This window comes from Pseudenterobacter timonensis (assembly GCF_900021175.1).
GTDB classification, from domain to species: domain Bacteria; phylum Pseudomonadota; class Gammaproteobacteria; order Enterobacterales; family Enterobacteriaceae; genus Enterobacter; species Enterobacter timonensis.
Genome location: NZ_FCOP01000003.1, coordinates 34,474 through 60,414 on the forward strand (window position 1 = coordinate 34,474; position 25,941 = coordinate 60,414).

A 25,941-nucleotide genomic window follows, 5' to 3' on the forward strand; every position below is an offset into this window, starting at 1 on the left:
ACAATTGATGATTTTGCCAACAATACGTTTCGCGCGATATACTGAAAGCACTCGCAGCAACTGAATGTTAAGCCTATGAAATACGATACTTCCGAGCTTTGTGACATCTACCAGGAAGATGTCAACGTCGTAGAACCGCTGTTTTCCAACTTTGGGGGACGGTCGTCGTTTGGCGGACAAATCATCACGGTGAAATGTTTCGAGGATAACGGGTTGCTTTACGATCTGCTCGAACAGAACGGCCGTGGCCGTATCCTGCTGGTAGACGGCGGCGGTTCCGTACGCCGGGCGCTTATTGACGCCGAACTTGCCCGTCTTGCAGTGCAGAACGAGTGGGAAGGGATTGTGGTGTATGGCGCGGTCCGTCAGGTGGACGATCTTGAAGAGCTGGACCTGGGCATTCAGGCCCTGGCGGCTATCCCGGTCGGTGCGGCCGGTGACGGCATCGGTGAAAGCGACGTGCGCGTCAATTTCGGCGGCGTGACCTTCTTCTCCGGCGACCATCTCTACGCCGATAACACCGGCATTATCCTTTCCGAAGATCCGCTGGATATTGAGTAGCTAAAAAAGGCCATCTGATTTGCAGATGGCCTTTTTTCACTTGGTTTCATCCATATCATAGTGAATGACGCGTATTTCCACCTGCCCGTTTGATTTCTCAACCGAAACATTCATTGTTTCGTGGCGTTGCGGATACGTATTTATCCAGTCATCAAGCTGTTCAATGAGCGCATGAACATCGCTTTTCTTTATGTTGGTAAAAACTATTTCATTCGTTTTTAACCCACTCCCCTCGTCTGTTTGACTAAGGAAATACCATTGTTTTGATACCCTTGGAACCTTTTTAAGAACATCTGGCGTCATCAACTGGTAACGAAAAAAATCATCTTGCGTATAACATTCTGGTACAAAAACTCTTGCCGCCAGGAATATGTATACCGCTCCTGTAATAGTAATAAAAATTCCAGAGATGATGAGTTTAGGGCTTTTCATAAGCGAAGCTCACGAACATACTCTGGGCTTGCCACAGGCGTTATCGAACTCATAAATGTGGGCAACGTCCCCGAATACGGTTTAAGATTACCTGTCTTTTCAATCGGATCGGGGAAAATAAGCGGAAGCACACTTTTATTTTTGTATTCACCAACCGGACCATAATGGTCCCAGATTCGGTATGCTTTCTCTTTTGGGCATATATGCAGATAAGCAGTATAATCCGCATAGTTAACTGCCTGACAAAAGCCCAATAAATTTGAAACAAGGTCCTCAGCGCTATACCCACTGTCGGTTAAAACAATATAGGGCCATAAGTTCTGCAGTGATTCAAATTGGTGAGATGTCCCCATAAATATTGATAGCGCCACTCCCTGTAAAACATGCTCACTAAGCCCTCGACGGACTAAAAATCGCCTGTATATTCCGGTAGTAATACCTGTTGCAAAAACATTAGTAGACATACTCTGGTGATAATTAACTTCGAACCATGTGTCGTCACCGCCATATGGCATAACCATTTGTTGCCATAGCCTTTCTGCGCCTCCAGGATTGGCATGGCCAAGATCGATCCATCCCAGATTATCGGTATAGACAAGGCCTTTTGGGGTATCACGCGTAATATATCTGTCAGAATTATCAATAATATCGCTTCGTTTTGTCATCTCGTATTCCCTGAGAACAACGTATTGCGCGATGATATTCCTCCATAACAAAAAAGGCATCCATTAAGGATGCCTTATGCAAGAAATCAGAATCAGACCTCTTCCATACGTCCCAGCAGCGCCTGCAGCCGCTCCTGCCAGCCGTGCTGCTGCTCACGGAGCTGATGGTTTTCGCGCTCAAGTTCTTCGCGGCTGTGCTGAGCCGTCTGCATTTCCTGCGACAGCGAGTTGTTTTTCTCTTTCAACTCTTCAATTTCCATCTGCAACAGGGTGATGGTATCAATCGCCTGCTGTACTTTCGCTTCCAGTTTCTCAAACACTTCTAAAGACATGATGCTACCTCTCCTGAATTGCAAGGCGACGCCTAAACGTAAACGCGCACAACATATAGTGCCGATTGTATGAAGCCGCGCACGCCCTGTCCAGCGACATACCGCGCAGATCGCGGTTTGCAACACTTTTCAGTCAAGACCTGGTGCATTCATCTCATATACCCTTAATTGTTAACATATTCGTTAAAGATATGATTCACTCGTCAATCATCATCCGGCGCATAAACGCGCTTTACAGCGCGGAAACGCTCATTTTATTGACACAGCACACACATTTTGATTTCGATATTTCTCGTTTTTGAGCGTTAACGATAAATTAACACGGTGTCTACATGGCATCGTGACCGGTTTTGGCCGTCACGCTAACGACAAACATTCATTTTTCTTCAGGATCCGATTATGAGTCAAACCTCAACCTTAAAAGGCCAGTGCATCGCCGAGTTTCTTGGTACCGGGTTGTTGATTTTCTTCGGAGTGGGTTGTGTCGCTGCACTGAAGGTGGCCGGCGCCAGTTTCGGGCAGTGGGAAATCAGCATCATCTGGGGGTTAGGGGTGGCTATGGCTATCTACCTGACCGCAGGGGTTTCCGGGGCACATCTTAATCCAGCGGTTACCATCGCGCTGTGGCTGTTCGCCTGCTTCGAAGGTCGTAAGGTCGTTCCCTTTATCATTGCACAATTTGCCGGCGCCTTTTGCGCAGCGGCATTAGTTTACGGGCTTTATTACAATCTTTTCATCGACTTCGAGCAAACGCATCATATGGTGCGCGGCAGCGTCGAAAGTCTCGATCTGGCAGGAATTTTCTCCACCTATCCAAACCCGCATATTAACATCGTGCAGGCTTTCGCGGTTGAGATGGTCATTACCGCTATTCTGATGGGCGTCATCATGGCGCTGGGCGATGATGGTAACGGCATACCGCGCGGCCCGCTGGCGCCGCTGCTGATTGGCCTGCTGATTGCGGTTATCGGCGCCTCCATGGGCCCCCTGACCGGCTTTGCCATGAATCCGGCGCGCGATCTTGGGCCTAAAACGTTTGCCTTCTTTGCAGGCTGGGGTGAGGTGGCTTTCACCGGCGGTAAAGATATTCCTTACTTCCTGGTGCCGCTGTTCGGGCCTATCGCCGGGGCGGCGCTGGGCGCTTTTGGCTATCGCAAGTTGATTGGCCGCCATCTGCCGTGCGATACCTGCGTGGAAGAGGTAAAAGAAACGGCTGCCACTACGCACCAAAACGCTTCGCTCTAATCTGACTACGGGACACATACTATGACCGACAAAAAATATATCGTTGCGCTCGACCAGGGCACTACCAGCTCCCGCGCTGTCGTTATGGATCATGACGCGAACATCATTAGCGTTTCACAGCGTGAATTTGAGCAAATCTATCCGAAGCCGGGCTGGGTAGAGCATGACCCGATGGAGATCTGGGCATCGCAAAGCTCAACGCTGGTCGAAGTGCTGGCGAAGGCCGATATCAGTTCCGATCAGATTGCCGCCATTGGCATTACTAACCAGCGTGAAACCGCGATTATCTGGGAGCGCGAAACCGGTAAGCCTATCTATAACGCCATTGTCTGGCAGTGCCGCCGCACCGCGGAAATCTGCGAGCAGCTCAAGCGCGATGGCATGGACGATTATGTCCGTGATACCACAGGTCTTGTCATTGACCCTTACTTCTCCGGTACCAAGGTGAAATGGATTCTGGACCATGTGGAAGGCTCCCGCGAGCGGGCGAAGCGCGGCGAACTGCTGTTCGGCACCGTCGACACCTGGCTTATCTGGAAAATGACCCAGGGGCGCGTACACGTGACCGATTATACCAACGCCTCGCGCACCATGCTGTTCAACATTCACGATCTCGACTGGGATGACAGAATGCTGGATGCGCTTGATATCCCGCGCGCGATGCTCCCGCAGGTGCGTAAATCCTCTGAGGTGTATGGTCAGACCAACATCGGCGGCAAGGGCGGCACCCGTATCCCTATCGCCGGGATCGCCGGCGACCAGCAGGCGGCGCTGTTCGGCCAGCTCTGCGTAAAAGAAGGGATGGCGAAAAATACCTACGGCACCGGCTGCTTTATGCTGATGAACACCGGCGAGAAAGCGGTCAAATCTGAGCATGGCCTGCTGACCACGATCGCCTGCGGCCCGCGCGGGGAGGTGAACTACGCGCTGGAAGGGGCGGTATTTATGGCCGGCGCCTCTATCCAGTGGCTGCGCGACGAAATGAAGCTAATCAGCGATGCGTTCGACTCGGAGTATTTCGCCACCAAAGTGAAGGACACCAACGGCGTGTACGTGGTGCCAGCCTTTACCGGCCTCGGTGCCCCCTACTGGGACCCGTACGCGCGCGGCTCGATCTTCGGCCTGACCCGCGGCGTGAATGCTAACCACATTATTCGCGCCACGCTGGAGTCCATCGCCTACCAGACGCGCGACGTGCTGGAAGCGATGCAGGCTGACTCCGGCATCCGTCTGCACGCCCTGCGCGTGGATGGCGGCGCGGTCGCCAATAACTTCCTGATGCAGTTCCAGTCAGACATTCTGGGCACCCGCGTGGAGCGCCCTGAAGTGCGCGAAGTCACGGCGCTCGGCGCGGCTTATCTCGCCGGTCTGGCGGTTGGCTTCTGGCAGAATCTGGACGAGCTGCAGGAGAAGGCGGTAATTGAGCGCGAGTTCCGCCCGGGCATTGAGACGACCGAACGTAACTACCGCTACAGCGGCTGGAAGAAGGCGGTGCAGCGCGCGATGGCGTGGGAGGAGCACGAGGGGTAATGTCCCTTCCCCCTCACCCTAACCCTCTCCCCAATGGGGAGAGGGGACGATCGAGCTCAACGACCAGAGTTTTCTTCCTCTCCCAAACGGACCCAGGGTTTAGGGGTTCCCCCTCTCCCCGCCGGGGAGAGGGGGGACGATCGAGCTCAACGATCAGAGTTTTCTTCCTTTACCAAACGGACCCACGGTTTAGGGGTTCCCCCTCTCCCCTATGGGGAGAGGGCCGGGGTGAGGGGCCCACCCTGCCGGGTTGTGATAAACTTCGTGCAACTCCTTTTGACTGCACGAGTATCTGATGAGACGTGAACTTGCTATCGAATTTTCCCGCGTAACCGAGGCCGCCGCGCTGGCTGGCTATAAATGGCTGGGCCGGGGCGACAAAAATACCGCTGACGGCGCAGCCGTCCACGCCATGCGGATTATGCTCAACCAGGTAAACATCGACGGCACAATCGTCATTGGCGAAGGCGAGATCGACGAAGCGCCCATGCTCTATATCGGTGAAAAAGTGGGTACCGGCGACGGCGACGCGGTCGATATCGCCGTAGACCCGATTGAAGGCACCCGCATGACCGCCATGGGGCAGGCCAACGCGCTGGCCGTGCTGGCCGTCGGCGATAAGGGCAGCTTCCTGAACGCACCCGATATGTACATGGAAAAGCTGATCGTCGGCCCCGGCGCGAAAGGGGCTATCGACCTTAACCTGCCGCTGGCAGACAACCTGCGTAATGTCGCCGCCGCGCTCGGCAAGCCGCTCAGCGAACTTACCGTCACCATCCTCGCCAAACCGCGTCACGACGCGACCATCGCTCATATGCAGCAGCTTGGCGTGCGCGTGTTCGCCATTCCCGATGGCGACGTGGCGGCCTCCATCCTGACCTGCATGCCCGACAGCGAAGTCGACGTGCTCTACGGGATCGGCGGCGCGCCGGAGGGTGTAGTGTCCGCGGCGGTGATCCGCGCGCTCGACGGCGACATGAATGGCCGTCTGCTGGCGCGTCATGAAGTGAAGGGCGACAGTGAAGAGAACCGCCGCATCGGCGAGGAGGAGCTGGCACGCTGTAAAGCGATGGGTATTGAGGCCAACACTGTGCTACGTCTCGACGACATGGCGCGCAGCGACAACGTCATCTTCTCCGCGACAGGTATTACCAAGGGAGACCTGCTGGACGGCATCAGCCGCAAAGGGAATATCGCCACCACCGAAACGCTGCTGATCCGCGGTAAATCACGCACCATTCGTCGTATTCAGTCGATTCATTATCTGGATCGCAAAGACCCGAACGTACAGACCCACATTTTATAAGGGCATTTGTTTGATTGAGCTTTCCGGCCCGCGCAGGCTGGAAATCTCAGCGGCGAGGCAGGAAGATAGAGTCAGAATAACAGAGGAGACGATTATGGCGGACTGGGTAACAGGTAAAGTCACCAGGGTACAATTCTGGACCGATGCGCTTTTTAGTCTGACCGTGCATGCGCCCGTCCATCCCTTTACGGCGGGGCAGTTTGCCAAGCTGGGTCTGGAGATTGACGGCGAACGCGTGCAGCGCGCCTACTCCTACGTGAATGCCCCCGACAACCCGGATCTGGAGTTTTATCTGGTTACCGTGCCCGACGGCAAACTGAGCCCGCGCCTGGCCGCGCTGAAGCCGGGGGATGAGATCCAGATCGTGAGCGAAGCGGCGGGCTTCTTTGTGCTGGATGAAGTGCCCGACTGCGACACGCTGTGGATGCTGGCGACCGGCACCGCTATCGGCCCTTATCTCTCTATTCTGCAGTACGGCAAAGATCTGGAGCGCTTTAACAATATTGTGCTGGTCCACGCCGCGCGTTACGCCGCCGATCTCAGCTATCTGCCGCTTATGCAGGCGCTGGAAGCCCGCTACGCAGGCAAGCTAAAAATTAAGACGGTGGTCAGCCGGGAAACGGCGGCGGGATCGCTGACCGGGCGCATTCCGGCGCTGATTGAAAGCGGCGAGCTGGAAGCGGCGGTCGGCCTGCCGATGAATACGGAGACCAGCCATGTCATGCTCTGCGGCAACCCGCAGATGGTGCGCGATACTCAGCAGCTGCTGAAGGAGACCCGGCAGATGACCAAACACCTGCGCCGTCGACCGGGCCATATGACGGCCGAACACTACTGGTGAGCGCCGTACTTCACATCCTGCGTCTCTTTTCCGTACCGGTTTTCGCCCTGGGTGCCGACAAACGCGCCCAGATCGACCACAAACATCACAAATATCAGCGTGGGAATAAAACGGCCCACCAGCCAGGGGAGCATGGAAGGCAGGATTGACCAGTTCCCGGCCAGCAGCATCCACGCCACAATCACCAGCAGCGCCCACAGCCCGGAACGCCCGCGATCGTGCAGGCGCTTGACGATAACCGAGGCGGTCGGCCAGAGCAGGCAGACCAGCGCAAAGGCCGCCATCTGCGAGCTAAGCCACGTGCTGCCCGCCAGGGAGAAAAGCGCCACCATGGTGACAAGCCAGAGGACAATCCAGATCCAGAAGTCGCGGCGTCCGATACGCCCTTTAAATGAAAACAGCCACTGCTGTATGGTCATGTAAGGTTCCTTATAATCGTGTGCTGCGCATTCTACCCTGGTGTCGCGACTTTTTGACAAGCCGCGCGGATATCGTTTTAATCATGAGCAGTTATGACCAGGGATTCAAAATTGATGAAAAGATGGGCTCACTCTTTTTTGCTATGTTTGACAGCGTTGAGCGCCAGCTTTTCTCTGCACGCCACTGAAACCGCCGCGCAGGTGACTGCGCCTTACCTGCTGCCCGGCGCGCCCTCATTCGATCTGTCGATCAGCCAGTTCCGGGAACATTTTAACAAGGACAATCCCAAACTGCCGCTGGGCGAGTTTCGGTCTATCGAAGGGCCACGCGATACCCCTACCCTGACGCGCGCCGCCAGTAAGATCAATGAGAACCTCTACGCCTCGACGGCGCTGGAGCGCGGCACTCTGAAAATCAAAAGCATGCAGATCACCTGGCTACCGATTCAGGGGCCGGAGCAAAAGGCGGCCAAAGCGAAAGCGCTGGAGTATATGAGCGCCATTTTAAAGGCCTTTAGCCCCACGCATACCCGGGCCCAGAGCCAGCAAAAGCTGCAAAAACTGCTGGCTGCAGGCAAAAACAAACGCTATTACGCCGAAACCGAAGGCGCCGTGCGCTATGTTGTCGCAGATAACGGCGAAAAGGGGCTGACCTTCGCGGTTGAACCGATTAAGCTGGCGTTATCGGATACGCCCTGAGCGGTGAATTAATGACGAAAAGCAAAGCCTTTCAGGGGAAAATCTCTATACTGATTCACAGACCATGCTGCCCGGACGGGCGGCCATATTCCTTAATTCGCTGACAAAGCGTGGAGAATTGAAATGCGACATCCTTTAGTGATGGGTAACTGGAAACTGAACGGCAGCCGCCACATGGTAAACGAGCTGGTTGCTAACCTGCGTAAAGAGCTGGCTGGCGTGGCTGGCTGTGCTGTTGCTATCGCTCCGCCGGAGATGTATCTGGACCTGGCTAAACGCGCCGCTGACGGCAGCCACATCATTCTGGGCGCGCAGAACGTGGACGTTAACCTCTCCGGCGCGTTCACCGGTGAAACTTCCGCTGAGATGCTGAAAGATATCGGCGCGAAATACATCATTATTGGTCACTCCGAGCGTCGTACTTATCACAAAGAGTCTGACGAACTGATCGCGAAAAAATTCGCGCTGCTGAAAGAGCAGGGTCTGACTCCGGTACTGTGCATCGGTGAAACCGAAGCGGAAAACGAAGCGGGCAAAACTGAAGAAGTGTGCGCGCGTCAGATCGACGCCGTGCTGAAAACTCAGGGCGCAGCAGCATTCGAAGGCGCGGTCATCGCCTATGAGCCAGTCTGGGCGATCGGCACCGGCAAATCCGCAACCCCGGCACAGGCGCAGGCGGTTCACAAGTTCATCCGTGACCACATCGCAAAAGCTGACGCGAAAGTGGCTGAGCAGGTTATCATCCAGTACGGCGGCTCTGTTAACGCCTCTAACGCGGCAGAGCTGTTTGCCCAGCCGGATATCGACGGCGCGCTGGTTGGCGGCGCATCCCTGAAAGCAGACGCTTTCGCGGTGATCGTTAAAGCAGCAGAAGCGGCTAAACAGGCGTAATGTTGCTGTGGCGGGTGGCGCTTCGCTAACCCGCCCTACGGTTCTGTAGGCCCGGTAAGCGCCAGCGCCACCGGGCTTTTTTACAGCCGTCCCAACAGGCTAAACCACAGATAATCCAGCGGCAGCAGCACCAGATACGTCGCAATCGCCAGCGCCAGACAGAGCAGCATCCCCGCCTTTGCAGGCACTTTCCCTAAGCCCATCGCCACCACAATCGGCGACGCCTGATAGGGCAACAGCGGCGTGGAATAACCCAGCACCTGAATCATGATCACCGACAGCAGCGGAAAACCGGTGGCGTCCGCGAAGCTTTGCGCCAGCGTCGTGTAGAGCGCCGGTACGCCATTGGCGGTCATAATAAAGTTCAGCGCCGTGGTGATCCCCGTCAGCGCCAGGAAGCTGATAAAGGGTTTATCCGGGTCCAGCGGCATCACATGTAGCAACGCCTCCCCCACCGCGCTGCCGATGCCGGTCTGCGTCACGGTGACCGCCAGCCCGAGAATACCTGCCACATAGATGCAGGTGCGCATATTCACGCCGCCAGAGAACTCCTCGCCGGTGATAAAGCCCACGCGCGGGAGCATAACCACGACCGACGCCGCCAGTCCCGTCCATGCCGGACCAATGCCGTGCCAGCTCTCCGTTACCCACATCACCAGCACCACCGCCAGCAGCCAGGCGAGCCGCTTCTCCTGCGCGCTCATCGGCGCGGGCGGCGTCATGTCGCGAGGCGGCTGCGGCGCGCCGGGAAAGAGCCAGCAGATCAGGCCAATCAGAATGGTGCCTTTCAGGATACCGAGCACCGGTGTATGCAGCAGCAGGTAGGGAACGTAGTTGAGGTGGATGTTATAAGAGCCTTCTGCCGCGCCGCTCATCACCAGATTGGGCACGTTGGCCGGCAGGATGGTGGCAGAGAGCTGGAACGTACCAAATCCCACGGCCAGCGCCAGGCCATACCATGCGCGGCTGCCGTCAGCGATCCCGGCACGCTTCGCCATGGCCGCCACAATCGGCATCAGCAGCGCGATACGCCCCATATTGGAAGGCATCACAAACGCCAGCGCGTAGCTCAGCAGCACAACGCTTGCGACCATGAGCGGCCAGGAGTCGGTGAGCCGGGCGGAGAGCGCCCGGGCAGCCCGGTCCGCCAGCCCGGTCTTGCGGATCGCCACGCCCAGCACAAATCCGCTGAACACCAGCCAAAACGCGGAGGAGGCAAAGCCGCCAAAGACCACCTCCGCCGGAGCGATTTTGGTCGCCATCGCCACGGTAAAAAAGAGCAGCGCGGTGATAAATTCCGGCAGCAGCGAGGTCGCCCACAGCACGATAGTGACACCCACGATCAGCGAGGGGAGAAACAGCGGATGGGATAGCCAGAGCGACATGCCTGTCTCCTGTTGTATTTTTCAGCAAGTCTACGGAGAGAGGCGTCGCGCGTAAACGCTATTTATGGTGGGGTCACTTCAGAATAGCGCATTGATGATCCTGCAGCTCCTCGGCGGAGGCGCGGTTAAGGAGCAGCAAATTACGTTCGGTCGCCAGCAGCACAAAGGAGCCATCCGCCTGCTGCGCCATCGCCAGCGCGTAGCGTCCCATATGGTCACGCGCCTCCGGTACCTCTTCCGCCAGCATGATAAACGGGCTGCGCTGCATTAGCTCCTCATCGGTAACCCGCCGCGCCAGATAAGTGTGTCCGGCCAGCCCGCCCGGAAACGCCAGCCAGCGGGTGCCTACCTCTCCCTGATGGGCGTCGAGTTTTTCGCGTATATCCGGGCGCAGGCAGGAAATATGGATATGAAAATGATTTTGCGTGCGGCCCGTGGGGGAGTTAATGGCCAGCGAGACGGCGCTGTCCGGCACCGGCGCGCCCCGCTTCTGGCTCATAAAGGTGCGGGCCTGCCATGCCAGCCAGAAGAAGTCAGGGGTGTGCGGCTCGGTGAGCAGCGGGCTTTCCGTGCCGTTGATGCGCCAGGTGGGCATCAGCAGATACTGTAACGGTCCGTTTCGATCCTTGAAGATGACGTAGCCCGCCTCCTGATTCACCTCGGCACAGGGCGAAGGATCGTTTCGCTGCTGCTGGTTTACCAGACACTGGTCAAAGACGATATGGCGCAGGGCGTTCGGGTTGCCGGAGCTGAACCAGAACCAGCCGCCCGAAGCGAGCACAATCATTCCCAGCGCCATTGCGATAATTTTTTTCATCACGCGTTCCCTGTTGTTCTTTGAGGGAAGAGCGTAACGCAAAATGATGACCAAATAAAAAACCCGGCGCATTCTTTACGCCGGGTAATTTTTGTGTGCTGTCAGCGCTTGCTGATCTGGTCGAAAGTACCGCCGTTAGAGAAGTGCTCTTTCTGCGCTTTCGTCCAGCCGCCGAACGCTTCGTCAATCGTGAAGAGCTTCAGCTTCGGAAAGGCGTCCTCATATTTCTTCGCCACATCCGGGTTGCGCGGGCGGTAGTAGTTTTTCGCCGCGATCTCCTGGCCTTCCGGCGAGTAGAGATACTTCAGGTAGGCCTCCGCCACCGCTTTGGTCTCTTTCTTCTCGACCACTTTATCCACGATGGAGACGGTCGGTTCCGCCAGGATAGATTCGCTCGGGGTCACGATCTCAAATTTATCTTTCCCCAGCTCGTGCGTGGCGAGCAGCGCTTCGTTTTCCCAGGCGATCAGCACATCGCCAATTCCACGTTCAACAAAGGTGTTAGTGGCGCCACGCGCGCCGGAATCGAGCACTTCTACATTTTTGTACAGCGCTTTCACGAAATCCTGCGCTTTTGCCCGATCGTTGTTGTTGTGGTGCAGGGCGTAGCCCCAGGCGGCAAGATAGTTCCAGCGCGCGCCGCCGGAGCTTTTCGGGTTCGGGGTGATAACCGATACGCCCGGCTTAATCAGATCGTTCCAGTCATGGATCTGCTTCGGGTTGCCTTTACGCACCAGGAAAACAATGGTGGAGGTATAGGGCGCAGAGTTATCCGGCAGGCGTTTGATCCAGTTTTTGTCGATCCGACCGCGTTGCGCGATTGCATCCACGTCATAGGCCAGCGCCAGCGTTACTACGTCAGCCTCGATGCCGTTAATTACGGAGGTAGCCTGTTTCCCGGACCCGCCGTGAGACTGCCGGATAACCACGTTATCCCCCGTCTCCTGCTTCCAGTGTGCCGCAAAGGCTTTGTTGTACTGATCGTACAGTTCACGTGTCGGATCGTAAGACACGTTGAGAAGCTGAATATCCTTCGCCAGAACGCTGGTCGATGCCAGCAATAACGTTAACCCCACGCCCCATTTATTCATCGCACGACTCGCTTTATATGTGTTTGATGAATGCAGCGTGCCAGAAAGCTAACCAATGATTAAAGAATAAAAAAAGATTGGCTATAACGTGGGGGAATAAAAAGCAGACATTGTGCGCAAAAAAGCCGGGAGGCGGCTACGCCTTACCCGGCCTATGGGAGCTGTACTGACTGACGTCTGTTGACCGGTGGCGCTACGCTTACCGGGCCTACAAATGCACGATTCGCAGGCAAGCCACCCGGCGTAATACAGACTATCAGTAGAGTTTTTTCGCGCAGTCCAGCCAGTCGCTTTTGAACGGACGCTTCATGTTGTCAATCGCGTCGATGATATCGTGGTGTACCAGTTTTTCGTTCTGGATGCCGACGCAGCGGCCACTGTAGCCTTCCAGCAGCTTCTCAATGGCATACGCCCCCATACGGGAGGCCAGAATACGATCGTAAGGGCATGGAGAACCCCCGCGCTGGATGTGGCCCAGAACGGTCGCACGCGTTTCACGTTTGGTTTCCGTTTCAATATACTTCGCCAGCTCGTCCACGTCGCAGATATGCTCTGTGATCGCCACGATAGCGTGTTTCTTCCCTTTCGCGATACCGGCTTTGATCTCCGCAACCAGATCTTCGCGGTTAAATTCCACTTCCGGCACCACGACAAATTCACAGCCGCCCGCGATAGAAGCTGCCAGGGTCAGATCGCCGCAGTAGCGTCCCATCACTTCAACGATAGAGATACGCTGGTGGGAAGAGGAGGTGTCACGCAGGCGGTCAATCGCTTCAACAACGGTGCCCAGCGCGGTGAAGAAACCGATGGTGTAGTCGGTGCCTTTGATGTCATTGTCGATGGTGCCCGGCAGGCCGATGCACGGGAAGCCCGCTTCAGAGAGGCGTTTCGCACCCATGTAGGAGCCGTCGCCGCCGATAACAACCAGCGCATCAATGCCGCGCTTTTTCATGTTATCCATTGCCACCTGGCGGATATGCTCTTCGCGGAACTCAGGGAAGCGCGCAGAGCCGAGGAAGGTGCCGCCGCGGTTGATCATGTCGGAAACGCTGTAACGGTCGAGCTGCACCATACGATCTTCATACAGACCGAGGTAGCCATCATAAATACCAAACACTTCCAGACCTTCCGTCAGCGCTGCACGCACGACACCACGGATTGCTGCGTTCATGCCTGGCGCATCACCGCCGCTTGTCAACACACCGATTTTCTTAATCATGACTACCTCTGAACTTAGGAATGCAAAAATGAAATCTGTTGCCGGAAGAGATCAGTTCGACCAACGTAATGGTGCAAATAATATATCAATCGCCTCCAGCTGAATTGATTCAGGTCAGACCCTATGGCGGTAATTTATACACTAAATGCTGGCCTGGCTCACTTTTTTACAACGAATGGCGCAGCTCATCTGGCCGTTTATCGTCCGTGGGCACGACCGAGCAGGGGTCCTGGTGAATAATCACATCCGACCCCGGGAAACGCCGTAAAATCGCCTGCTCCACCTGTTCGGCAACGAGATGCGCCTGAACGAGCGGGAGGTTGTCTTCCATTTCTAAATGAATCTGTATGAAGCGGGTCGGCCCTGACTGCCGCGTGCGTAGATCGTGTGCGCCGTTGACCCCAGGCCAGGAGGACACGATAGTAAAGATTTCCTGCCGTTCCGTATCGGGAAGCGCGCGGTCCAGAAGCGACTGCACAGCGTCATAACCCATACGTAACGCGCTATACAAAATATAGATCCCGATGCCTAACGCAAAGAGCGCATCGGCGCGATGCCATCCATACCAGGCCAGACCGAGCGCAATCAGAATCGCACTATTCATCATAACATCAGACTGATAATGAAGCATATCCGCCCGCACCGCCTGGCTTTGCGTTTTACGGACAACCCAGCGCTGGAACGTTACAAGAATTAATGTACTTATAAGCGCCACAATGGTCACGATAACGCCGACCTCGGGATCGCGCATCGGCGTCGGGGTTATCAGATGCTGAATGCCGGTTAAGAAGAGAAACAGCGCCGACCCGGAGATAAACATACTTTGCGCCAGCGCTGCCAGCGACTCCGCTTTGCCATGGCCGAAGGTGTGCTCCTCATCGGCGGGCTGGAGGGAGTAGCGCACCACCAGCAGGTTAGTTAGCGACGCGGCGATATCCACCAGCGAATCGACAAGCGCCGCCAGAATACTGACCGAGCCGGTATACCACCATGCAAAAATCTTTATCAACAGTAGCGATGTTGCCATGACTGTCGCTGCAATCGCCGCCCGGCTCACCAGCCGCCCATAGGTTTGATTCATAAACACTCCTGTCCTGCAATGCGGCTAGTATAACGGATGCGCAGACGGAGAAAGGATGAATAAAGGGTTAACAGGGGTGAATGCCGGGCAAAAAAAACCCCCACGTCATGTGGGGGAAGACAGGGATGGTGTCTATGGCAAGGAAAACAGGGTTACTGGTTACTACGGGTACTGCTACTAAAAAGCTTCGTATCTGAGCTTTGCTGCATCCGTGCAACCTCACGCAACTGTTCCATTCGCTGCTGATGTTTCTGGTTCAAAACCGCCTGCTGCTCCGGTGTGAGGAGGTGGTACATCTGGTTACGCACCCGGGCCATTTCGACCTGGCGGGTCACCTGCTCCTGCGCCATCTTCTCTGCCTGAGCGCGCACGGCGTTTTCGTCAAAATTTTCTGCGGTGACAAGGCGATGCATTGTCTCCATTTCGCTAACATTAACAGGGGACTGATCGTGCCGTGCCCTCTGCATCAGATCTCGCATCTGTTGACGCTGATGTTCGGTTAAACTTATGCCTTCAAACATGTGGCTCTGGCTGCCGCGCTGCGCGATCCCCTCCATCGGAGGTTCGTTATCGCCGGTGATGCCTCCAGCAGCCTGGCTAAACGCACTGAACGCCAGTGTTGAGGCCATGACGGCAGCGGTAACTTTGCGCATCACTTGCTCCCAAAATCTTTCGTGTCGCGATTCAACGAGAGCCAGTCTACGATTCGGGCTGCAAACATGCGTCAGGGGGTGTAAAACAACGTAAAGTCATGGATTAGCGCGCTTCGATGACGTAATTTTTGCCTCGGAGGTATTTAAACAATGAATAAAATACTGTTAGTTGATGATGACCGCGAGCTCACATCGCTTTTAAAAGAGCTGCTTGATATGGAAGGTTTTAACGTGCTGGTTGCCCATGATGGCGAGCAGGCGCTGGCCCTTCTTGACGACAGCATCGATTTGCTTTTGCTTGACGTGATGATGCCGAAGAAAAACGGTATTGATACGCTGAAAGAGTTGCGCCAGACACACCAGACTCCCGTTATCATGCTCACCGCCCGCGGCAGCGAGCTGGACCGCGTCCTCGGCCTTGAACTGGGCGCCGATGACTATCTTCCTAAACCCTTTAACGACCGCGAACTGGTCGCCCGTATCCGTGCCATTCTGCGTCGTTCCCACTGGAGCGAGCAGCAGCAGACTACCGACAACAGCTCCCCTACGCTGGAAGTGGACGCCCTGAGCCTCAATCCGGGCCGCCAGGAGGCGAGTTTCGACGGCCAGGCGCTGGAGCTGACCGGCACAGAGTTCACCCTGCTCTATCTGCTGGCGCAGCATCTTGGTCAGGTAGTGTCACGTGAACATCTGAGCCAGGAGGTGCTGGGCAAGCGCCTTACGCCGTTCGATCGCGCCATCGATATGCACATCTCTAACCTGCGCCGCAAGCTGCCGGAGCGCAAGGATGGCCACCCCTGGTTTAAAACGTTACGTGGCCGCGGCTATCTGATGGTTTCGGCTTCATGATAGGAAGTTTAACCGCCCGTATTTTTGCCATCTTCTGGCTTACGCTGGCACTGGTATTAATGCTGGTTCTGATGCTGCCCAAGCTCGATTCGCGCCAGATGACGGAGCTGCTTGATAGCGAGCAGCGTCAGGGGGTGATGATCGAGCAGCACGTTGAAGCGGAGCTGGCAAACGATCCGCCTAACGATTTGATGTGGTGGCGGCGGCTGTTTCGCGCCATCGACAAATGGGCGCCGCCGGGGCAACGTCTGCTGCTGGTAACCAGCGAAGGGCGCGTGATCGGGGCGGAACGCAGTGAAATGCAGATCATCCGCAACTTTATCGGCCAGGCCGATAATGCCGATCATCCGCAGAAGAAAAAATATGGTCGGGTAGAGATGGTAGGGCCATTTTCCGTCAGGGATGGGGAAGATAATTACCAGCTCTATCTGATTCGGCCGGCCAGCAGTTCCCAGTCTGACTTTATCAACCTGCTGTTCGACCGGCCTCTGCTGCTGTTGATTGTGACCATGCTGGTCAGCGCGCCGCTGCTGCTGTGGCTCGCCTGGAGCCTGGCGAAGCCGGCGCGTAAGTTAAAAAACGCGGCGGACGAGGTGGCGCAAGGCAACCTGCGTCAGCACCCGGAACTGGAAGCGGGGCCGCAGGAGTTCCTGGCGGCGGGCGCCAGCTTTAACCAGATGGTGTCGGCGCTGGAAAGAATGATGACCGCTCAGCAACGGCTGCTTTCCGACATCTCCCACGAGCTGCGTACGCCGCTCACCCGCTTACAGCTCGGCACTGCCCTGCTGCGCCGCCGTAGCGGGGAGAGTAAGGAGCTGGAGCGTATCGAAACCGAGGCACAGCGTCTGGACAGCATGATTAACGACCTGCTGGTGATGTCGCGCAACCAGCAGAAAAACGCGCTGGTCAGCGAGACGATGAAAGCCAACCAGCTCTGGGGCGAGGTACTTGACAACGCCGCGTTCGAAGCCGAACAGATGGGCAAGTCGTTTACCGTTAACTTCCCGCCAGGGCCGTGGCCGCTGTACGGTAACCCTAACGCGCTGGAGAGCGCGCTGGAGAATATCGTACGTAACGCCCTGCGCTATTCACATACGAAGATTGAAGTGGCGTTTTCGGTGGATAAAGAGGGGGTAACCATCAACGTGGATGACGATGGTCCTGGCGTCAGCCCGGAAGATCGGGAACAGATTTTCCGCCCCTTCTACCGTACCGATGAGGCCCGCGACCGCGAGTCCGGCGGCACGGGGCTGGGGCTGGCGATTGTTGAAACCGCTATCCAGCAGCATCGTGGCTGGGTGAAAGCGGATGACAGCCCGCTCGGCGGACTGCGGTTAACCATCTGGCTGCCGTTGTATAAGCGTTCTTAGTTTTCCTCTGGCAACGTATTGTAGGCCCGGTAAGCGCAGCGCCACCGGGCAATAACAGGCGCAGAGGCAAAAAAGCCGGGTGGCGGCTTCGCCTTACCCGGCCTACTTTCTACGGAGGTCTACTTTCCCCACAATCTCCGCGAACTGCTCTCGATCTTCCCGCTTATCCGCCGCTTCTGCATCGTTCTGGTCCAGCTGGTAGATAATCCTGCCGCCGAGAGCAGGCGGTGATACTGTTCATCGTCGAACGGCATATGCCAGGCAATTGCACAGGCCTCGTATACCGACACCTCACTCAAGCGCGAAGCCAGCTCAAGCGGCGCATCCGCCGAAACCTGTCCCGCCTGCACAACGCGATACAGCCAGCCGGTTTTACCCGCGTTTTGCAACTGGGCCGACATATCCTGAATACCAAAATGGTAGTTAAGCTTGAAGCACGGCGAGCGCGGCTGGGTGACCTGAATCAGAGCATCGCCCCAGCGGTATATATCGCCAATAAAGACGTTCTTCTCCGTCAGCCCTTCCGTTGAGAGATTTTCGCCAAACGCGGGGGCGACGAAGAGGTCCGCCTGTTCAGGAAATTCGGTTTTCCAGTGCTGATAGTGTTCCCGCGGATAGTGGCAGAGCGCGCGATCCGGCCCACCGTGGATCTTCTTCTCGGCCTGCTCATCTCCCACCAGCCTCCGCCCGGTCAGCGTCAGTTCTCCATCTACCTGAACTTTAGCGATAGCGCTTGGACGGCTGCCGTCGTAATCCCTTACTTTGCCTGTGAAAACGTTAACCGGATAGTGCATTCCGACTCCCTCAGATACAAAAAAAGCGAGTCATCAGACTCGCTTCTCACAGGCGTCAATGCAACCTTATTTTTTCGCTGCGAAACGCGCCGCGGCTTCGTCCCAGTTCACCACGTTCCAGAACTCTTTGATGTAGTCCGGGCGGCGGTTCTGGAATTTCAGGTAGTAAGCGTGTTCCCAGACGTCCAGGCCCAGGATTGGGAAGCCGGATGCGCCAGAGATCGCTTCACCCATCAGCGGGGAGTCCTGGTTCGCAGTGGAGACGACAGCCAGTTTGTCATCTTTCAGTACCAGCCACGCCCAGCCGGAACCGAAGCGGGTCGCTGCCGCTTTCTCAAACTCTTCCTTAAATTTCTCAACAGAGCCGAAGTCGCGCTCGATGGCGGCTTTCAGATCGCCCTGCAGCGTGGTGCCTTTTTTCAGGCCTTTCCAGAACAGGCTGTGGTTAGCGTGGCCGCCCGCGTTGTTGCGCAGTACGGTTTTCTTATCCGCCGGAACCTGGTCCAGTTTGGTGATCAACTCTTCAACCGGCAGGTTAGCCAGTTCCGGCAGGCTTTCCAGCGCCGCGTTCGCGTTGTTCACATAAGTCTGGTGGTGTTTGGTGTGATGGATTTCCATCGTCTGCTTGTCGAAATGCGGTTCCAGTGCGTCATAGGCATACGGCAGGGATGGCAGTGTGTAACTCATAATCCTCTCCATTAGTGTCGGGCGGCACAGCTGTTAATGCCGCGTAAGCATTCGGTTCATTATAGTTAATTAAATGATATTGAAAATGATTATCAATGCCGCACTTTTTATACGGTTATTTGAGTGTAGACCATTGCCAAAAATGTGATGCCAGACACAGGATTAAGGCGCTTATTGCCACGCGCTGACGAAGGACGGCAACCCTCCGAAGGTTCAGATAGCGCTTAATTTTTACACTCATTAAGCCGGGGGAACACCGGCTTATAAAAACGATGAGGATGTAAAAATGAATCATGCGATTACGATGGGTATTTTCTGGCATTTGATAGGCGCGGCCAGTGCAGCCTGTTTCTATGCTCCCTTTAAAAAGGTCAGACACTGGTCATGGGAAACGATGTGGTCGGTTGGCGGCACCGTCTCCTGGCTGATTTTGCCCTGGACCATCAGCGCCATACTGCTGCCCGATTTCTGGGGCTACTTCTCCTCCTTCAATATCTCCACTCTGCTGCCGGTCTTTCTGTTTGGCGCCATGTGGGGCATCGGTAATATCAACTACGGCCTGACCATGCGTTATCTCGGCATGTCGATGGGGATCGGTATCGCTATCGGCATTACGCTGATCGTCGGTACGCTGATGACGCCGATTCTTAACGGCAATTTTGATGTGCTGATTAACACCACCGGCGGGCGGATGACCCTGCTCGGCGTGGCGGTTGCGGTGGTGGGCGTCGGTATCGTCACCCGCGCAGGCCAGCTTAAAGAGCGAAAAATGGGCATTCAGGCCGAGGAGTTTAACCTCCGGAAAGGGCTGCTGCTGGCGGTGATGTGCGGCATCTTCTCCGCGGGTATGTCGTTTGCCATGAACGCCGCGAAACCGATGCATGAAGCCGCCGCCGCGCTGGGCGTCGACCCGCTTTACGTGGCGCTGCCAAGCTATGTGGTGATCATGGGCGGCGGCGCGCTGGTGAACCTCGGCTTCTGCTTTATTCGTCTGGCAAAAGTGAAGAACCTGTCGGTAAAAGCGGACTTCTCGCTGGCAAAACCGCTTATCATTACCAACGTGCTCCTCTCGGCGCTGGGCGGCCTGATGTGGTACCTGCAGTTCTTCTTCTACGCCTGGGGCCACGCCCGCATTCCGGCGCAGTATGACTACATGAGCTGGATGCTGCATATGAGCTTCTATGTTCTCTGCGGCGGACTGGTCGGGCTGGTGCTGAAGGAGTGGAAAAACGCCGGACGTCGGCCGGTGAGCGTATTGAGCCTCGGCTGCGTGGTGATTATTATCGCCGCCAACATCGTCGGCCTTGGCATGGCGAGCTGATTAGGCCGCCTTTCGACTGCGATGACGCCACTGAACCGGCGTCATCCCCACCTCCCGGTTAAATACCACCGAAAAGTAGTTACTGTCCTCAAAGCCGCAGTGCATTGCCACCTCACTCACCATCAGCTCCGTGTGCTGGAGCAGATACTGGGCGTGGCAGATGCGCAGCTGGCGCAGATAGTGGTTAACGGTCATCCCTGTCTGGGTCCGGAACTGCTGGCGCAACGCCCGCTCGCTGCACTGCTCCTGCTCGCAAAATTTCTCCAGCACAAAGCTGCGGTTCAGGCTGCCGGCCAGGGTAGTGATCAGCTTATCCAGCAGCGCTTCCTGCTCGCTGGCGGAGGGGTTATCGATAGCGTAGCGGTAGCGTTTCAGGGTTAGCGCCAGCTGGGCGAAGAGCAGTTCCGCCATATCAAACGCCTGCGGGTCCGCTTTCTGGCTCTCCTGCTCAAGCTGGGCAATCACCTGCCGGACCTGCGCCATGCCGCTGCTGCCAAGCCGCCAGTGCGGCGCGGTGCGCGCGCCGTTAAAACCGGGGATAGCGGCCGCCCAGTCGACATTGAGCTTCAGCCGCTCCGGGCAGTAGATCACATTCTGTAAGACCAGGTCGTTTACCGAGGCGTAGGAGTGTTTATCTTCGGCGCGGATGTAGAACAGATCCCCGCGGGTAATGCGGTAGGGGCGGTCGTTGAGGACGTGTAAGCCGTTACCGCGCCAGACAATTACCAGCTCGCAAAATTCATGGGTATGTTCGGCAAAGACATTTTGCGGATAGCGGTCCGCCACCGCCACGGCCTGCCCGTCGCCGGTGAAAAAGTCGGCTTTACGAAGAACTAACTGAGCGCTCACGGCTTACCTCAACGACCAATAACCTGACATTATTAGCTGTTTTGCCGTCTGAAAACGGTGACTGGCCTCGCGTTACTGAAGCGACGCGTCCCTGCCCTGCCGGATGTCGCGCGGTGACCAGCTAAACTCCCGGCGAAAAAGGGTCGAAAAGTGGTTACTGTCGCCGAAACCGCAGCGATAGGCGATATCCGTTACGCTGTCGTCCGTATGGCGCAACAAATGGCGCGCTTTGATGAGCCGCAGGCGATTGAGATAGCGCTGAGGCGTGAGGCCGGTGTGCTGCTTGAGCTGCCGGTGCAGGGTGCGCAGCGACAGGGAGAATTTCTCCGCCAGCGTCTCCCAGCTGACATCCTCCGCATAGTGATCTTCCAGCCAGGCCATCAGCTGGTTCAGCCGCGCGTCGTTATTTTCCGCCCCTTCCACCAGGCTGCCACGGCGCAGCAGCACCAGCAGTTGCATAAAGAGCATTTCGCGCGTCGCCAGCGCGTGGGTCTCCGTACTCTCTTCAGCCTGCTCCATCTGGGTCACCAGCTGGCGAACCTGCTGGAGGGTGGACTGATTTACCCGCCAGTGGGAGGGATAGTGGCCGTCCTTCTCCTGCGGCAGCAGCTGATTCAGCCCTGACAGGAACTGAAACGCGGCCGGGGAACGGTAGAGCACATTGGTCAGGCAGAGGTTGTCGGTATGTTCATAGAGGTGCCGGTCATGATCGCGCACAAAACAGACCGTTCCCCCGCTGATGGTATAGGGCTGACCGTTAAAGACATGAATGCCGGTGCCATGTTCAACGATCACAATCTCATGAAAATCATGGTGATGCTCAGGAAATGCCGCCTGAGGCAGACGGGGTTCGATCGCCACAGGCGAACCGCCAGAAGGAAAAAAATCCACGCTATGTAGTACGGTCATAACGGCCCCCACCGATGAGAAAGTTTCTCAAATAGTAATGAAGGGTCGGCGATCTGACCTTCAATTTTTGACAGCAAAGCGCGCAAAGCCTGTCGGTTTTTCAAGAAACGAGCGGAAAGATCCGGAAATGCGGAGAGGGTCACATTGTCCCGGATAGCGGGGTTTACTGGAAACTGTGAACTTTCTCACGTTCACCTTTGCTTTCTTGCCAGCCGCACTAACGGGCTGTCAGTTACGAGAAGGTCATTTTTTCTTCCCTTTTTTAGACTTCCCCCTGATGACTTAAGAAAGGACGTAATCATGACTTTTCGCCATTGTGTGGCTGTCGATTTGGGCGCCTCCAGCGGTCGCGTAATGCTGGCCCGCTATAACTCTGACACGCGTGCCTTATCGCTTCGGGAAATCCACCGCTTTGTGAACTGCCTGCAAAAGCAGGAGGGTAAAGAGACGTGGGATATCGATCGTCTGGAGGCGGAGATCCGCACCGGCCTGAACAAGGTGTGTGAAGAGGGTATCCGCATCGACAGCATCGGGATTGATACCTGGGGAGTGGATTACGTTCTGCTGGACGACCGGGGCGAGCGCGTCGGACTGCCGGTCGCTTACCGCGATGGCCGCACCGACGGCGTAATGGCCCGCGCCGTTGAGCAACTCGGCAAAGCTGAGATCTACGGACGTTCAGGCATTCAGTTTCTGCCCTTTAACACGCTCTATCAGCTGCGGGCGCTGGCGGAGCAGCAGCCGGAGCTGGTCGAAAAGGTGGCGCACGCGCTGCTGATCCCGGACTACTTAAGCTACCGTCTGACCGGCAACCTGAACTGGGAGTACACCAACGCCACCACCACGCAGCTGGTCAATATCAACACCGATAGCTGGGATGAGCGCCTGCTGGCCTGGACCGGCGTGCCGCGTAGCTGGTTTGGCACCCCGACGCACCCGGGCAACGTGGTGGGTCACTGGATCTGCCCGGAGGGCAATGCGATCCCGGTGGTCGCCGTCGCCAGCCATGATACCGCCAGCGCGGTTATCGCCGCGCCGCTCGCCGATAAAGATGCCGCTTATCTCTCCTCCGGCACCTGGTCGCTGATGGGCTTTGAGAGCAAAACGCCTTATACCAGCGAACAGGCGCTGGCTGCCAATATCACCAACGAAGGCGGCGCGGAAGGCCGTTATCGGGTGCTGAAAAATATTATGGGACTGTGGCTGCTGCAGCGCGTGCTGAAGGAGCAGAACGTGAGCGACTTGCCGCAGCTTATCGCCGATACCGCCAGGCTGAGCGCCTGCCGCAGCCTGATCAACCCCAACGACGACCGTTTTATCAACCCGGCGCACATGAGCGCCGAGATCCAGGCGGCCTGCCTTGAAACCGGACAGCCCGTGCCGTCCAGCGCCGCCGAGCTGGCGCGCTGCATTTTCGACAGCCTCGCCCTGCTCTATGCCGACGTGCTGGAGGAGTTGTCGGCGCTGCGCGGCCACCCCTTTACCCGCCTGCACATCGTGGGCGGCGGCTGCCAGAACCAGCTGCTTAACCAGCTTTGCGCCGACGCCTGCGGGATCACCGTCGTCGCCGGGCCGGTTGAAGCCTCCACGCTCGGCAACATCGGTATCCAGCTGATGACGCTGGACGAACTCACCAGCGTGGACGATTTCCGTACGGTGGTCACTGACAACTACCGGATGACCACCTTTACGCCTAACCCCTGCCATGAAATTGCCCGCTACCGGACGCAGTTTCAGCAAACACGACTGACAAAGGAGCTTTGCGCATGACCACTCAACTTGAACAAGCCTGGGAACTGGCTAAACAGCGTTTCGCCGCCGTCGGCGTGGATGTCGAAGAGGCCCTGCGCCAGCTCGACCGCCTGCCGGTTTCCATGCACTGCTGGCAGGGCGATGACGTGGCGGGCTTTGAGAATCCCGGCGGCGCGCTGACGGGTGGTATCCAGGCAACCGGCAACTATCCGGGCAAAGCGCGTAACGCCGCTGAACTGCGCGCCGACCTGGAGCAGGCGCTGAGCCTGATCCCGGGGCCGAAACGTCTGAACCTGCACGCCATCTATCTGGAGTCCGACGAGCCGGTCGCGCGTAACGAAATCAAACCGGAACACTTTAAGAACTGGGTGGAGTGGGCAAAAGCCAACAGACTGGGACTCGATTTTAACCCCTCCTGCTTCTCGCATCCGCTGAGCGCGGACGGTTTTACCCTCTCCCACGCTAACGATGAGATCCGCCAGTTCTGGATCGACCACTGCAAGGCGAGCCGCCGCGTCTCCGCATACTTTGGCGAACAGCTCGGCACGCCGTCGGTGATGAACATCTGGATCCCGGACGGCATGAAAGATATCACCGTTGACCGCCTCGCCCCGCGCCAGCGTCTGCTAGAGGCGCTGGATGAGGTGATTAGCGAAAAACTGAACCCGGCGCACCACATCGACGCCGTAGAGAGCAAGCTGTTCGGCATTGGCGCCGAAAGTTATACCGTCGGCTCTAACGAGTTTTACATGGGTTACGCCACCAGCCGTCAGACCGCGCTCTGCCTGGATGCGGGCCATTTCCACCCGACCGAGGTGATCTCCGACAAAATCTCCGCCGCCATGCTCTACGTGCCGCGCCTGCTGCTGCACGTTAGCCGTCCGGTACGCTGGGACAGCGACCACGTGGTGCTGCTGGATGACGAAACCCAGGCGATTGCCAGCGAAATCATCCGCCACGACCTCTTTGACCGCGTACATATCGGCCTCGACTTCTTCGACGCCTCCATCAACCGCATCGCGGCGTGGGTTATCGGCACCCGTAACATGAAGAAAGCCCTGCTGCGCGCCCTGCTGGAGCCGACCGAAGCGCTAATGCAGCTGGAAAATAACGGCGACTACACCGCGCGTCTGGCGCTGCTGGAAGAGCAAAAATCCCTGCCGTGGCAGGCGGTGTGGGAGATGTACTGCCAGCGACACGATACTCCTACGGGCAGCCAGTGGCTGGATAACGTGCGGGCGTATGAGAAAGACGTTCTTGCCGCTCGTCAGTAAAAAACATCGCCCGGCGGCGCGTTGCTTGCCGGGCCTACAGGTAAAAGTAGGCCGGGTAAGCAACGCGCCACCCGGCATTTTCAAAGGAAACACAGTATGCAGACCATCACCACTTCCTGGTTCGTCCAGGGCATGATCAAAGCCACCTCTGACGCCTGGCTCAAAGGCTGGGACGAGCGCAACGGCGGCAACCTGACGCTGCGTCTGGATGATGCCGATATTGAGCCCTACGCCGCCGATTTCCATCAGAAACCGCGCTATATTGCGCTGAGCCAGCCGATGCCGCTGCTGGCTAACACGCCGTTTATCGTCACCGGCTCCGGCAAATTCTTCCGGAACGTGCAGCTCGATCCCGCCGCCAACTTAGGCGTGGTGAAAGTGGACAGCGACGGCGCGGGTTACCACATTCTCTGGGGACTGACGGACGACGCGGTACCGACATCCGAACTGCCGGCGCACTTCCTCTCCCACTGCGAGCGCATCAAGGCGACGAACGGTAAAGATCGCGTGATCATGCACTGCCACGCCACCAACCTGATCGCCCTGACCTACGTGCTGGAGAACAATTCCGATCTCTTCACCCGCAAGCTGTGGGAAGGGAGCACCGAGTGTCTGGTGGTCTTCCCGGACGGGGTGGGCATTCTGCCGTGGATGGTGCCGGGCACCGACGAGATTGGCCAGGCCACCGCGCAGGATATGCAGAAACACTCCCTGGTGCTGTGGCCGTTCCACGGCGTCTTCGGCAGCGGCCCGACGCTGGATGAGACCTTCGGGCTTATCGACACCGCCGAGAAGTCCGCCGAAGTGCTGGTGAAGGTCTATTCCATGGGGGGAATGAAGCAGACCATCACCAAAGAAGAGCTGATTGCGCTGGGTAAACGTTTTGGCGTTAACCCGATGCAGTCAGCGCTTGACCTCTACGCATAACAACATCGCGCCCCGCTCATGAAGACGGGGCGAAGTTTCACC

The 25,941-nt window shown here is 56.9% G+C and carries 27 protein-coding genes; 13 read left to right on the plus strand and 14 right to left on the minus strand.

The genetic code is table 11. From position 1 onward, the window contains the following. The first annotated feature begins 75 nt into the window (after window positions 1-75). On the plus strand, window positions 76-561 hold the full coding sequence (gene rraA / locus BN3796_RS00160) for a ribonuclease E activity regulator RraA (RefSeq protein ID WP_061706451.1): 486 nt from the start codon (window positions 76-78) through the stop codon (window positions 559-561). 36 nt (window positions 562-597) lie between these two features. On the opposite strand, the gene BN3796_RS00165 is transcribed toward rraA, so the two are convergent. The 3 genes from BN3796_RS00165 to zapB all read right to left on the minus strand — a co-directional run bounded on the left by BN3796_RS00165 (window position 598) and on the right by zapB (window position 1,990). Then, window positions 598-993 carry a hypothetical protein gene (locus BN3796_RS00165; protein WP_061706452.1) on the minus strand — a complete coding sequence of 132 codons (396 nt, stop codon included), beginning with the start codon at window positions 991-993 and terminating at the stop codon, window positions 598-600. Further along, a complete protein-coding gene (locus BN3796_RS00170) occupies window positions 990-1,658 on the minus strand; it encodes a hypothetical protein (RefSeq protein WP_061706521.1) in 669 nt (222 codons plus the stop codon). The genes BN3796_RS00165 and BN3796_RS00170 overlap by 4 nt, the downstream gene beginning before the upstream one ends. A 92-nt stretch (window positions 1,659-1,750) precedes the next feature. Continuing rightward, on the minus strand, window positions 1,751-1,990 hold the full coding sequence (zapB, locus tag BN3796_RS00175) for a septal ring assembly protein ZapB (RefSeq protein WP_061706453.1): 240 nt from the start codon (window positions 1,988-1,990) through the stop codon (window positions 1,751-1,753). 399 nt (window positions 1,991-2,389) lie between these two features. Here zapB and BN3796_RS00180 point away from each other — a divergent pair, with 399 nt between their 5' ends. From BN3796_RS00180 to fpr, 4 genes are all read left to right on the plus strand, one after another. Then, on the plus strand, window positions 2,390-3,235 hold the full coding sequence (locus BN3796_RS00180; RefSeq protein ID WP_061706454.1) for an MIP/aquaporin family protein: 846 nt from the start codon (window positions 2,390-2,392) through the stop codon (window positions 3,233-3,235). A 21-nt stretch (window positions 3,236-3,256) separates the two neighbouring features. Next, window positions 3,257-4,765: a glycerol kinase GlpK gene (glpK, locus tag BN3796_RS00185; protein ID WP_061706455.1), complete on the plus strand. Its 1,509-nt coding sequence runs from the start codon at window positions 3,257-3,259 to the stop codon at window positions 4,763-4,765. Window positions 4,766-5,060: 295 nt separating this feature from the next. Beyond that, the gene (gene glpX, locus BN3796_RS00190; RefSeq protein WP_061706456.1) at window positions 5,061-6,071 is read left to right on the plus strand and encodes a class II fructose-bisphosphatase; all 1,011 of its coding nucleotides are present in this window, start codon (window positions 5,061-5,063) and stop codon (window positions 6,069-6,071) included. Between the two features lie 94 nt (window positions 6,072-6,165). After that, on the plus strand, window positions 6,166-6,912 hold the full coding sequence (gene fpr, locus BN3796_RS00195; protein WP_061706457.1) for a ferredoxin--NADP(+) reductase: 747 nt from the start codon (window positions 6,166-6,168) through the stop codon (window positions 6,910-6,912). On the opposite strand, the gene BN3796_RS00200 is transcribed toward fpr, so the two are convergent. Then, window positions 6,903-7,331 (minus strand): DUF805 domain-containing protein, encoded by a 429-nt coding sequence (locus BN3796_RS00200; RefSeq protein ID WP_061706458.1) that lies wholly within the window; start codon window positions 7,329-7,331, stop codon window positions 6,903-6,905. The two genes, fpr and BN3796_RS00200, sit on opposite strands and share 10 nt — an antisense overlap. Before the next feature lie 114 nt (window positions 7,332-7,445). On the opposite strand from BN3796_RS00200, the gene BN3796_RS00205 reads away from it, so the two are divergent. Beyond that, on the plus strand, window positions 7,446-8,030 hold the full coding sequence (locus tag BN3796_RS00205; RefSeq protein WP_061706459.1) for a DUF1454 family protein: 585 nt from the start codon (window positions 7,446-7,448) through the stop codon (window positions 8,028-8,030). Window positions 8,031-8,153: 123 nt separating this feature from the next. Continuing rightward, window positions 8,154-8,921: a triose-phosphate isomerase gene (tpiA, locus tag BN3796_RS00210; RefSeq protein WP_061706460.1), complete on the plus strand. Its 768-nt coding sequence runs from the start codon at window positions 8,154-8,156 to the stop codon at window positions 8,919-8,921. A gap of 80 nt (window positions 8,922-9,001) precedes the next feature. On the opposite strand, the gene BN3796_RS00215 is transcribed toward tpiA, so the two are convergent. From BN3796_RS00215 to cpxP, 6 genes are all read right to left on the minus strand, one after another. Continuing rightward, window positions 9,002-10,306, minus strand: a complete 1,305-nt coding sequence (locus BN3796_RS00215; protein WP_061706461.1) for an SLC13 family permease — start codon at window positions 10,304-10,306, stop codon at window positions 9,002-9,004. Window positions 10,307-10,379: 73 nt separating this feature from the next. Next, window positions 10,380-11,123 carry a CDP-diacylglycerol diphosphatase gene (locus BN3796_RS00220; RefSeq protein ID WP_061706462.1) on the minus strand — a complete coding sequence of 248 codons (744 nt, stop codon included), beginning with the start codon at window positions 11,121-11,123 and terminating at the stop codon, window positions 10,380-10,382. 101 nt (window positions 11,124-11,224) lie between these two features. Then, on the minus strand, window positions 11,225-12,214 hold the full coding sequence (locus tag BN3796_RS00225; protein WP_061706463.1) for a sulfate ABC transporter substrate-binding protein: 990 nt from the start codon (window positions 12,212-12,214) through the stop codon (window positions 11,225-11,227). 256 nt (window positions 12,215-12,470) lie between these two features. Continuing rightward, entirely contained in the window at window positions 12,471-13,433 is a 963-nt protein-coding gene (gene pfkA / locus BN3796_RS00230; protein ID WP_061706464.1) for a 6-phosphofructokinase, read from the minus strand. A gap of 166 nt (window positions 13,434-13,599) precedes the next feature. Beyond that, window positions 13,600-14,514: a CDF family cation-efflux transporter FieF gene (gene fieF, locus BN3796_RS00235; protein ID WP_061706465.1), complete on the minus strand. Its 915-nt coding sequence runs from the start codon at window positions 14,512-14,514 to the stop codon at window positions 13,600-13,602. Window positions 14,515-14,666: 152 nt separating this feature from the next. Continuing rightward, on the minus strand, window positions 14,667-15,167 hold the full coding sequence (cpxP, locus tag BN3796_RS00240; RefSeq protein ID WP_061706466.1) for a cell-envelope stress modulator CpxP: 501 nt from the start codon (window positions 15,165-15,167) through the stop codon (window positions 14,667-14,669). A gap of 150 nt (window positions 15,168-15,317) precedes the next feature. Between cpxP and cpxR the strand changes: the two genes are divergently transcribed. Both cpxR and cpxA read left to right on the plus strand, forming a co-directional pair. Further along, a complete protein-coding gene (cpxR, locus tag BN3796_RS00245) occupies window positions 15,318-16,016 on the plus strand; it encodes an envelope stress response regulator transcription factor CpxR (protein WP_061706467.1) in 699 nt (232 codons plus the stop codon). Then, window positions 16,013-17,386 (plus strand): envelope stress sensor histidine kinase CpxA, encoded by a 1,374-nt coding sequence (cpxA, locus tag BN3796_RS00250; protein ID WP_061706468.1) that lies wholly within the window; start codon window positions 16,013-16,015, stop codon window positions 17,384-17,386. The genes cpxR and cpxA overlap by 4 nt, the downstream gene beginning before the upstream one ends. A gap of 119 nt (window positions 17,387-17,505) precedes the next feature. Here the strand turns inward: cpxA and yiiM are convergent, their stop codons facing one another. Continuing rightward, complete coding sequence (gene yiiM, locus BN3796_RS00255; protein ID WP_061706469.1) at window positions 17,506-18,180, minus strand: 6-hydroxyaminopurine reductase; 675 nt, start codon at window positions 18,178-18,180, stop codon at window positions 17,506-17,508. Window positions 18,181-18,246: 66 nt separating this feature from the next. Next, entirely contained in the window at window positions 18,247-18,867 is a 621-nt protein-coding gene (gene sodA / locus BN3796_RS00260; RefSeq protein WP_061706470.1) for a superoxide dismutase [Mn], read from the minus strand. 286 nt (window positions 18,868-19,153) lie between these two features. Here sodA and rhaT point away from each other — a divergent pair, with 286 nt between their 5' ends. After that, window positions 19,154-20,188, plus strand: coding sequence for an L-rhamnose/proton symporter RhaT (rhaT, locus tag BN3796_RS00265; protein ID WP_061706471.1), 1,035 nt, complete (start codon window positions 19,154-19,156; stop codon window positions 20,186-20,188). On the opposite strand, the gene rhaR is transcribed toward rhaT, so the two are convergent. Both rhaR and rhaS read right to left on the minus strand, forming a co-directional pair. Then, on the minus strand, window positions 20,189-21,037 hold the full coding sequence (gene rhaR, locus BN3796_RS00270; RefSeq protein WP_061706472.1) for an HTH-type transcriptional activator RhaR: 849 nt from the start codon (window positions 21,035-21,037) through the stop codon (window positions 20,189-20,191). A 72-nt stretch (window positions 21,038-21,109) separates the two neighbouring features. Beyond that, window positions 21,110-21,946 carry an HTH-type transcriptional activator RhaS gene (gene rhaS, locus BN3796_RS00275; RefSeq protein ID WP_061706473.1) on the minus strand — a complete coding sequence of 279 codons (837 nt, stop codon included), beginning with the start codon at window positions 21,944-21,946 and terminating at the stop codon, window positions 21,110-21,112. A 300-nt stretch (window positions 21,947-22,246) separates the two neighbouring features. Here rhaS and rhaB point away from each other — a divergent pair, with 300 nt between their 5' ends. The 3 genes from rhaB to rhaD all read left to right on the plus strand — a co-directional run bounded on the left by rhaB (window position 22,247) and on the right by rhaD (window position 25,899). Further along, the gene (gene rhaB, locus BN3796_RS00285; RefSeq protein ID WP_061706475.1) at window positions 22,247-23,716 is read left to right on the plus strand and encodes a rhamnulokinase; all 1,470 of its coding nucleotides are present in this window, start codon (window positions 22,247-22,249) and stop codon (window positions 23,714-23,716) included. Next, window positions 23,713-24,972 carry an L-rhamnose isomerase gene (gene rhaA, locus BN3796_RS00290; protein ID WP_061706476.1) on the plus strand — a complete coding sequence of 420 codons (1,260 nt, stop codon included), beginning with the start codon at window positions 23,713-23,715 and terminating at the stop codon, window positions 24,970-24,972. Before rhaB ends, rhaA begins: the two co-directional genes overlap by 4 nt. Before the next feature lie 96 nt (window positions 24,973-25,068). Continuing rightward, window positions 25,069-25,899 carry a rhamnulose-1-phosphate aldolase gene (gene rhaD, locus BN3796_RS00295; protein ID WP_061706477.1) on the plus strand — a complete coding sequence of 277 codons (831 nt, stop codon included), beginning with the start codon at window positions 25,069-25,071 and terminating at the stop codon, window positions 25,897-25,899. Window positions 25,900-25,941: the final 42 nt, after the last annotated feature.